This is a genomic window from Aeromonas sp. PrichA-15, from assembly GCF_017939245.1.
Classification (GTDB): domain Bacteria; phylum Pseudomonadota; class Gammaproteobacteria; order Enterobacterales; family Aeromonadaceae; genus Aeromonas; species Aeromonas caviae.
Genome location: NZ_JAGKRH010000018.1, coordinates 1 through 8,404 on the forward strand (window position 1 = coordinate 1; position 8,404 = coordinate 8,404).

The 8,404-nt window shown below is 61.8% G+C and carries 7 protein-coding genes and 4 pseudogenes; 5 read left to right on the plus strand and 6 right to left on the minus strand.

Annotated elements, in window-relative coordinates; translation table 11 throughout:
• Positions 1-143: 143 nt before the first annotated feature.
• Together J9889_RS03015 and J9889_RS03020 are read right to left on the minus strand one after the other, a co-directional pair.
• A pseudogene (locus J9889_RS03015) lies at positions 144-443 on the minus strand (MFS transporter); the annotation flags it as partial.
• Between the two features lie 9 nt (positions 444-452).
• Positions 453-710, minus strand: a complete 258-nt coding sequence (locus tag J9889_RS03020) for a metal-sensing transcriptional repressor (protein WP_019396551.1) — start codon at positions 708-710, stop codon at positions 453-455.
• 224 nt (positions 711-934) lie between these two features.
• Between J9889_RS03020 and J9889_RS03025 the strand changes: the two genes are divergently transcribed.
• The 5 genes from J9889_RS03025 (at position 935) to J9889_RS03045 (ending at position 5,240) form a co-directional block, all read left to right on the plus strand.
• Positions 935-2,032: a cation diffusion facilitator family transporter gene (locus tag J9889_RS03025; RefSeq protein ID WP_008786738.1), complete on the plus strand. Its 1,098-nt coding sequence runs from the start codon at positions 935-937 to the stop codon at positions 2,030-2,032.
• A 43-nt stretch (positions 2,033-2,075) separates the two neighbouring features.
• Positions 2,076-2,453 (plus strand): metalloregulator ArsR/SmtB family transcription factor, encoded by a 378-nt coding sequence (locus J9889_RS03030; protein ID WP_008786737.1) that lies wholly within the window; start codon positions 2,076-2,078, stop codon positions 2,451-2,453.
• Between the two features lie 618 nt (positions 2,454-3,071).
• On the plus strand, positions 3,072-3,617 hold the full coding sequence (locus J9889_RS03035) for a nucleoside recognition domain-containing protein (protein ID WP_246878028.1): 546 nt from the start codon (positions 3,072-3,074) through the stop codon (positions 3,615-3,617).
• On the plus strand, positions 3,614-4,081 hold the full coding sequence (locus tag J9889_RS03040; RefSeq protein WP_026457021.1) for a YjiG family protein: 468 nt from the start codon (positions 3,614-3,616) through the stop codon (positions 4,079-4,081). The genes J9889_RS03035 and J9889_RS03040 overlap by 4 nt, the downstream gene beginning before the upstream one ends.
• Before the next feature lie 34 nt (positions 4,082-4,115).
• Positions 4,116-5,240: a M20 family metallopeptidase gene (locus J9889_RS03045; RefSeq protein ID WP_210555960.1), complete on the plus strand. Its 1,125-nt coding sequence runs from the start codon at positions 4,116-4,118 to the stop codon at positions 5,238-5,240.
• A gap of 67 nt (positions 5,241-5,307) precedes the next feature.
• Here the strand turns inward: J9889_RS03045 and J9889_RS03050 are convergent, their stop codons facing one another.
• The 4 genes and pseudogenes from J9889_RS03050 to J9889_RS03065 all read right to left on the minus strand — a co-directional run.
• Positions 5,308-6,069, minus strand: a complete 762-nt coding sequence (locus tag J9889_RS03050) for an ABC transporter substrate-binding protein (protein ID WP_210555961.1) — start codon at positions 6,067-6,069, stop codon at positions 5,308-5,310.
• Positions 6,070-6,155: 86 nt separating this feature from the next.
• Positions 6,156-7,214 (minus strand): annotated as a pseudogene (locus J9889_RS03055) (crosslink repair DNA glycosylase YcaQ family protein); the annotation flags it as partial.
• A 687-nt stretch (positions 7,215-7,901) separates the two neighbouring features.
• A pseudogene (locus J9889_RS03060) lies at positions 7,902-8,063 on the minus strand (IS5/IS1182 family transposase); the annotation flags it as partial.
• 141 nt (positions 8,064-8,204) lie between these two features.
• Positions 8,205-8,404: pseudogene (locus J9889_RS03065) on the minus strand (ISAs1 family transposase); the annotation flags it as partial.

Genomic DNA, 8,404 nt, shown 5'->3' on the forward strand with positions numbered 1-8,404 from the left:
CTTGCCGGCATACTCGGCGTAGGCGAAGGTCATCTGCTTCATCGGAAAACTCGGCGGGTGGAATCCGGGTATTTTGCCAAAATCAGGAAGTCTTCTTCAGAGTTTCCTTAGCGTACGTTTTTCTCCGAATTCTGCGGGGTCCCCTGCCAGACCTCGGTGACGAAGGGCAGGCACAGCGCGACGGCCGCTCGCACGAGGTCCAGCGCCACGAGCAGCGAGCGCCGCGGGAGCCGGTCGGCGAAGGCCTGCGCGACCGGCGCGACCCCCGCGTAGGCCAGCATCTTGATGGCCAGCGCCGTCCCGAGCACCGCGCCTGCATCCGCGCCGGCCAGCTCGTAGGCCAGCAGGCCGAGCGCCACCGTCATCAGGCCGGTGCCGACGAGCGCGATCACCTGGGCGGTGAACAGGTGGCGGTAGGTGCGGTTATTCAGGACGGAGAGCATCGGACGGCCTCAGAGCAGTTTGGTCAGCGCCTTCATTTCGGTCAGAACGGAGTCCTCGTCATGGGACAGGCAGTGGTCGATGTGGTCGTGGATCAGGACGCGCTTGGCCGCCGTCACCGCGCTTTCCACCGCCGCGAGCTGGCGGGCGATGTCGAGGCAGGTTTCTCCCCCTTCGATCATCCCGATGACGTGCCGCAGATGCCCCTCGGCGCGCTTGAGCCGCTTCACCAGGTCGGGATGGGTGGTGTGCTTATGCATGTCTTCCATGCTGAAATCATATCCCCCCAGGGGGGATACTGCCACTGGATGTTAGATCAACGGCTGCTTGCCAGGCGGGGGGAATGGTCGCCGAGCCAGGCTAAGGCAATTGCCCGGAGCGGCATCCCGGCCGTGGTGAGACGCGAACACAAATGTGTACAACAATTCACATGAGAACATGTTCATGTGTTATATTTTGAGCCACAGTCAAAGACCCAGTTTCCCGAGGCCCCATGTCCCAATCCCACGCACATGACCATGGTCACGATCACGACCATGATCATGACCACACCCCGACCGTGACCAGCGCCAACGAGCGCAAGGTCCTGCTGTCCTTTTTCCTGATCTTCGGCTTCATGGTCGTGGAGGCCGTCGGAGGCGTGCTGTCGGGCTCGCTGGCCTTGCTGGCCGACGCGGGCCACATGCTGACCGACGCCGCGGCGCTCGCACTGGCCTACGCAGCATTCCGGTTCGGCCGCCGCGCGGCCGACAGCAAGCGCACCTTCGGCTACCTGCGCTTCGAGGTCATCGCCGGTTTCCTGAACGCCGTGACCCTGTTCGCGATCGTCGCTTGGATCGCCTACGAGGCGTGGGAGCGGCTGCAGGCGCCGCCCGTGATCCTGGCCGGCCCGATGATGATCGTCGCCGTGCTCGGCCTGCTGGTGAACGTGCTCGTGCTGTGGATCATGACCCGCGGAGAGACCGATCACGTCAACGTGAAGGGGGCCATCCTGCACGTGATGGGCGACCTGCTCGGCTCGGTCGGCGCCATCGTCGCTGCGATCGTCATCTACCTCACGGGCTGGACGCCGATCGATCCCATCCTGTCGGTCCTGGTCGCGGCGCTGATCCTGCGCAGCGCATGGAAGCTGCTCGCCAAGTCGATCCACATCCTGCTGGAAGGCGCGCCGGAGGATGCTTCGCCGGAGAAGGTGGAGCAAGGCCTGATGGGCGCCGTGCCGGGCCTGGCGGCCGTCAGCCACGTTCACGTGTGGCAGCTCACCTCCGGGCGCACGATGGCCACGCTGCACGTTCGCCCCAACGTGGACGAGGAAGCACGCGCCGTGGTCAAGCGCGTCGAAGCGGTGCTTCGAGAGCAATTCAGCATCGAACACGCCACGGTCGGGATCGACTGGAACTCGGGCACCGACGAGAACGTCTGCAGCTTGCAGCCCACGTCGGAGCGTCAGGACCACAGCGGCCACGATCACAGCGGTCATGACCACAGCGGGCACGACCACAGCGGCCATGATCATGGCAATCACAAGCATGGCGGCGGGCACAGCCACGGCCATGACCACGACCATTCCGCTCCTGGTCACAGGCATTGAGGCCGCGCGAGCCGGCTCGCACTCCACTTGAGGATTTGCATCCATGACGTCCCGCAAAACCACCAGCGCCGACACCGCGCAATGCTCGACCACCAGCCACGACGCGGCGACCGATGCCCTCGCAATGTCGCAAAGTGACGTCGCTGTTCTGGCCGAGACCTTCCGCCTGCTGGGCGACCAATCGCGATTGAAGATCCTGCTGCAGTGCATGCATGGCTCGGTCGCCGTGGGGGACATCGCCGAAGCGCTCGACCTGTCGCAGTCTCTGGTCAGCCATCACCTGCGGCTGCTGCGCGGTGCGCGCCTCGTGCGCGGCGAACGCCAAGCCAAGCACATCTTCTACAGCATCGCGGACCAGCACGTCAGCCAGGTGCTGCAGGACATGGCGGTCCACATTTCCGAGGACAAAGCCGACGACTGACCAGGCCCAAGCACCCAGGCGAATGGCAGGTTGCGAGGCGCCGGTACCCACGCCGCCGGTTAGCCTCAAGGACGTCCTCGATGCGGCCTGGGCGCAACACCCTGAATCGCGGGCCCTGCCTGGGCGCCGGGATGCCGCGCAGGCACAGCAATGGGCGGCGGCAGCTTGGACGCCTGAGCCTCCCGCGCTCGCAATCACCCACAAGACCGACCGGTTCAACCGCACAACGGCACTCGTGAGCTGGATGTCGGAGTGGCCACAGCGACGACGCGGGGTTTTCCCACCACCTTGTCCATGCAGCCTGCCCGCTAGGGCAACCCAAAGGGCTTGACCTTGCCTTCGTTGTAACGCCTAGCCTCCACACAAATTTCTGCAGAGCGCTTCGGAAGGGCCGGAGTCCTGCATCCAAGAAAGGGGCACTTCGGGGTTCTAGGGATTTTCCGTCCAAATGCGACATTCAGACTGCTAAGTGATTGATTTATTGTGACTGGCTATGTGAAGCGCCAAAAAAGTAATACCCCTCTGGAGGCCGCGGACGGCGTGGCCTCCAGAGCACTTTGTCGTTTTTGGACGGAAAATCCCTAGAACCCCGAGAACGGCGACGGCCTCAAGACTGCCATGACCGACATGCGCGGCAAGGGGGGCAACGGCGCCCGCGACGGCTTCCTGTTTGCCCTGACCCTGATCCCCACCGTGATGTTCGCCCTCGGCATGATCAATGTGCTGGAACACTACGGCGCCCTGGATGCCGCCCGCAAGCTGCTGACCCCGCTGCTGCGCCCGCTGATGGGGATCCCTGGCAACACGGGCCTGGCGCTGATCGCCTCCCTGCAGAGTACCGATGCCGGCGCCGCCATGACCCGCCAGCTCAAGGATGAAGGGCTCATCACCAAGCGCGAGACCGACGTCTTCACCATGTTCCAGTTCTCCGCCGGTGCCACCATAGTCAACTTTTTCTCCTCCGGCGCCGTGCTGTTCACCCTGACCCTGGCCGATGGCAGCCCGGCGGTCAGCTCCTCCATCGGTCTCGCCGTGGTGGTGATGTTTGCCTTCAAATTTGTCGGAGCCAACCTGTTTCGGGTCTACCTCAACCTGACCGAAGGCAAAAACAGCGACAACACCCAGCACGCCACGACCCCCAGCACTCAGGAGCAAGCCAAATGAGCCAGGCCAACGTCAAGAAACCCATCGTCACCGATATCTTCGTCGAAGGGGCCAAGAAGGGATGGGTCATTGCCACCACCTCCACCGTCCCCAACGTGCTGATGGCCTTCGTCATCATCAAGGCGCTGCAGATCACCGGCGCCCTGGACGCCATGGGGGCCATCTTCTCCCCCATCATGGCGGTGTTCGGTCTGCCCGGTGAGGCAGCTGCAGTGCTGATCGGCGCCTGGATGTCCATGGGCGGCGCGGTCGGCGTGGTCATTACCCTGTTCGATCAGGGGATCCTCAACGGTACCCACATCGCCATCCTGGCCCCCGCCATCTACCTGATGGGCTCCCAGGTGCAGTACATGGGCCGCATCCTCGGCTGCATCGGCACCGAAGGGCGCTACATCCCCATCATGGTCGCCATCTCAGTGCTCAACGCCTTCGGCGCCATGTTGGTGATGAACATCCTTCTCTGACCCTTTTCGTACAACCACACAAGTGGAGCAACCGATGACTTTTTCTCTGGATGAATACCTGGCCGAGCTGGCCCCTCTCATCAACCTGGATTGCGGCTCATTGCACCAACCTGGCATAACCGCAGTGGCTGATCTGATGGCCGCCAAATACGAGGCCATGGGTGGCTGGCACATCAAGCGGGTCGACTGCGGGGTAGCCGGGGTGGGACTGGAAATTCGCAACCAGCCTGATGCCGAGCAGATCGATGTGATGTTGATTGGCCATATGGACACCGTCTTCCCCCTCGGCACCGCCGCCGCCCGCCCGCTGAGCGTCGATGGCGAGCGGGCCTACGGTCCCGGCGTCTCCGACATGAAATCCGGCCTGCTCAACATCGTCCATGCCCTGCGCGCCCTGCCCCGCGAAGTGCGCGACAGCCTGAGCATCTGCGTCTGCATGAACCCGGACGAAGAGATTGGCTCCCTGCACTCCAGCGACTGGCTGGCCTCGGTGGCCAAACAGGCCCGTCAGGTGCTAGTGGCCGAAGCAGCCCGTGCCGACGGATCCTTGGTCAAAGCGCGCAAGGGGATGGCTCGCTATCGCCTCGATTTCACCGGCAAGGCGGCCCACGCGGGCAACGAGCCGCAGAAGGGGCGCAGCGCCATCACCGAGCTGGGTCACTGGATCCTGGCCATCAATGCCCTCACCAACTTCGAGAGCGGCACCACCCTCAACATCGGCATCGTCGAGGGGGGCAATGGCGCCAACATAGTGCCGGCCCATGCCAGCGCAGTCGTGGACGTGCGCTTCTGGGACAATCAGGAGTACAGCCAGGTCAACGACCGGCTGCTGACCCTGGCCGAGCGCCCTCATCTGGAAGGGGTCACCATCAAGCTGACTCGCGAGGCCCACAAGCCGGCCATGGTGCCGTCAGAAGGCACCAAGGCCCTGATGGCCATCGTGGAAGAGTGTGGTCAAGAGCTGGGTCTGCCCATCCGCTGGCAAGAGGTCGGTGGCGGCTCGGATGCCAACCTGACCGCCGCCCTCGGCATTCCGACCCTGGACGGTCTGGGCCCTATCGGCGCCGGTTTCCACAGTGACGAGGAGTATCTGGATCTGGCGAGCATTGCCCCGCGCATCGAGCTGCTGGTGAAGGTGCTGACCCGCCTGGCCGCGTGATATCCCCATCCATGGCCAAGGCCAGCCGGTTTGCACCGGCTGGCCTTTTTTATATCCGGCGACGCCGTCACTCCAGCGGCGGCAGAAACTTCGCCATCACCTTGCCGGTATGCCCCTCCTCCTCAAAGGCCACCAGCGTCTTATCCAGCTGAGTAATGAGCTCCTGAGCCCGCGGCGATCCCTTGCTCACCATCAGGTAGAATCCCTTGCGATTGGGTAGGCGCAGATGGGTCAAACCGGGTTCACTCTGGTAGATGCCAAGGCTGAGGCCGCTTAGCAACGGCTCGACCGAGTTTGGCAGAAAATCGCAGCGCCCCCGCGCCAGCAGGTCGAGAGCCTGCTGCAGCCGCTTGACCCGCCGCAGCTTCTTGTTGATGCCATAGGGGGCATAGTTGTAGCCAAGCAGTCCGCACATCCGGCCGCGGCTGGCCACCTCCAGATCCGGCGCCTCGGGGAAGCGGCGCTTGAGGTAGAAGAGACCGAGGCGGGTGTGATAGAGGGGAACACTGTAGTAAACATGGGCCGCCAGCTCCGGCTTGTAGCTGGCATCCCAGGTCAGCTCGCACAGGCCGTTTTGGCCATAGTCGACCAGCTCCTGCTTGACCCTGGCCCATGGCAGGTAGCGGATCTGGGGAGACAAACCATTCTGGCGCAGGGCATCGAGCACCAGGGTCGCCGCCGCCCCGGTCAGCCGTTCGGGTTCCGGCACGCCGTTGTGGCGCACCCAATAAGTGTAGGGAGGCCATTCACTGCCATTGCCGAGGCAGATCCGCACCGGCGCGTCACTCTCCTGTGCCGAGGCGACCGGCATCAACATGGCAAGGATCATGCCCGACAACAGCCAGAATCCCTTCATCCCTCTTCCTCCATGTGCCAATCTCCTGAGTGCAGAGCGTCTTGCCCTCTGTGCTACCCTCACAGCCCGTGCTCCGGGCGCCATAGCGCCAACAGGAGGGGCGGAATATCGCCATAGGCCAGGGTCGGCGTCTGGTGCCACTGCGCCAGCTTTTGCAGCGCCTTCCCCAGCTCCCCTGCCAGGGTGCGGGTCACCCTGACCCCAGCCTCCAGATAGAGGTTCTTTATCTCGAAGATCCCCTGCTGGCGATGGGCCTTGGCATCCATCCGGCCCACCAGTTTGCCGCAATGCAGCAGCGGCAGCACGAAGTAGCCGTACTGGCGCTTGTGCGCCGGGGTATAGCACTCGATGCGGTAGTCGAACTCGAATAGCTCGCGGGCCCGCCTGCGATCCCACACCAGAGGATCAAAGGGCGACAAGGCCGTGGTATGGGTCGCCCTGAGGGTGCCCCCCTGCGCCTTGACCAGCTCGTCAGCCAGCGAGGCGTGGACGAAGGCGCCGTGCTGCCATCCCTCCACCCGCACCGGAAACAGCTCTCCTTCGTCGGCCAGTTGATGGAGCAGGGCATCGTATTTGCCGCGTCGCAGCCGGTAATAGTCGGCCACCCAGCCGGCCTTGACCAGCCCCAGCGCCCGGCAGCTGGCACGCACCATCTCTCGCTGCGCCGTCTCCGGGCTCGGCAGATCCCGCTCGTCGCACCAGCCGGGCATGACCCGCTCTGCCAAATCATAGACCCGCTGGAAGTTGCGCCGCTCGCGCACCATCAGGCGCCCCGCGGTGAAGAGCACCTCGAGATGACGCTTCTCCGGCTTCCAGTCCCACCAGCCGTTGCCCTTCTCTCCCTGGCGGGCAAAGTCGGCTGCTCGCACCGGCCCCTGCTGGCGGATCTGCTCGAGTAGCCGGTCAATGTCCTGCTGATGGGTGGCGAGCCAGTGGGCCGAAAACTTCCAGCCCATGGCGGCAGGATCCAGCATGCGATGGCGCAGCAGCCGGTAATCCTCCCGGGGCACGAAGCAGGCCTCGTGGGCCCAGTATTCGAAGAGGTCGCCCTCGGCCAGCAGCCGCTCCAGCCAGACGGGATCGTAGTGGCCGAGGCGGCTGAACAGCACCAGGTAGGGGTTCTAGGGATTTTCCGTCCAAATGCGACATTCAGACTGCTAAGTGATTGATTTATTTGTGACTGGCTATGTGAAGCGCCAAAAAAGTAATACCCCTCTGGAGGCCGCGGACGGCGTGGCCTCCAGAGCACTTTGTCGTTTTTGGACGGAAAATCCCTAGAACCCCGCATAGGTAGATCAGTCATACCCTCGCTACCGTGGGGCTGGCAGTTGGCATTGGCCAAAAGTCGGTCGTGCTCACCGTAACGGACGGTCAGGGTGAAGGCCTGCGTGTAATTGGCAACTCGGCACCGAGGTCTACGGGTGAGCGTCGCCACGGTGAAGAAGATAAAAAGAATAGGTTGAGATCCTATTAGACAAGGGGTGGTACTGGGCACATCACCCCTCAGCCCAGCTGGGCCACAATCAGATGAGCTTGATCTCCTCCGTGGACATTGGCTATAACTGCTATGATTTCGGTGATAGGTTAAGATCCTATTATTCATTACTGGCGATTCCGTTATTGACCTCCAAATAGCGGCACTTTCATTGACCACCCTCTAGGGAAGGTGCGAATAAGCGGGGAAATTCTTCTCGGCTGACTCAGTCATTTCATTTTTCAGTTTGAGCCGATTTTTTCTCCCGTAAATGCCTTGAATCAGCCTATTTAGACCGTTTCTTCGCCATTTAAGGCGTTATTCCCAGTTTTTAGTGAGATCTCTCCCACTGACGTATCATTTGGTCCGCCCGAAACAGGTTGGCCAGCGTGAATAACATCGCCAGTTGGTTATCGTTTTTCAGCAACCCCTTGTATCTGGCTTTCACGAAGCCGAACTGTCGCTTGATGATGCGAAATGGGTGCTCCACCTTCAGGGCGGGAGCACACTTTGTTGATATTTTAACCAAAGAATAACTGAGCCCGATAGTCGTCATTCCAGCCGGCTCTTTTTAGCTTGGGAAGGTGCGAATAAGTCATATGGCACGAGAGCATTTAATGGTAACCCATTGATATTAAATGACTAAAATTTTCATTTTTTGTTCGTGGGATACTTGTTCGCACTTTCCCTTGTTTCTCTGACTTCGAGCACCACAATTGCTCTGTTTTACGATATTCAATACGAACCGCCGGAATAGCGCCATATTCTCGACCGCATCCTCCATCGCTATCCTGGAAGCATCCTCGTTGAACACCACATCAAGAATGTAATGCT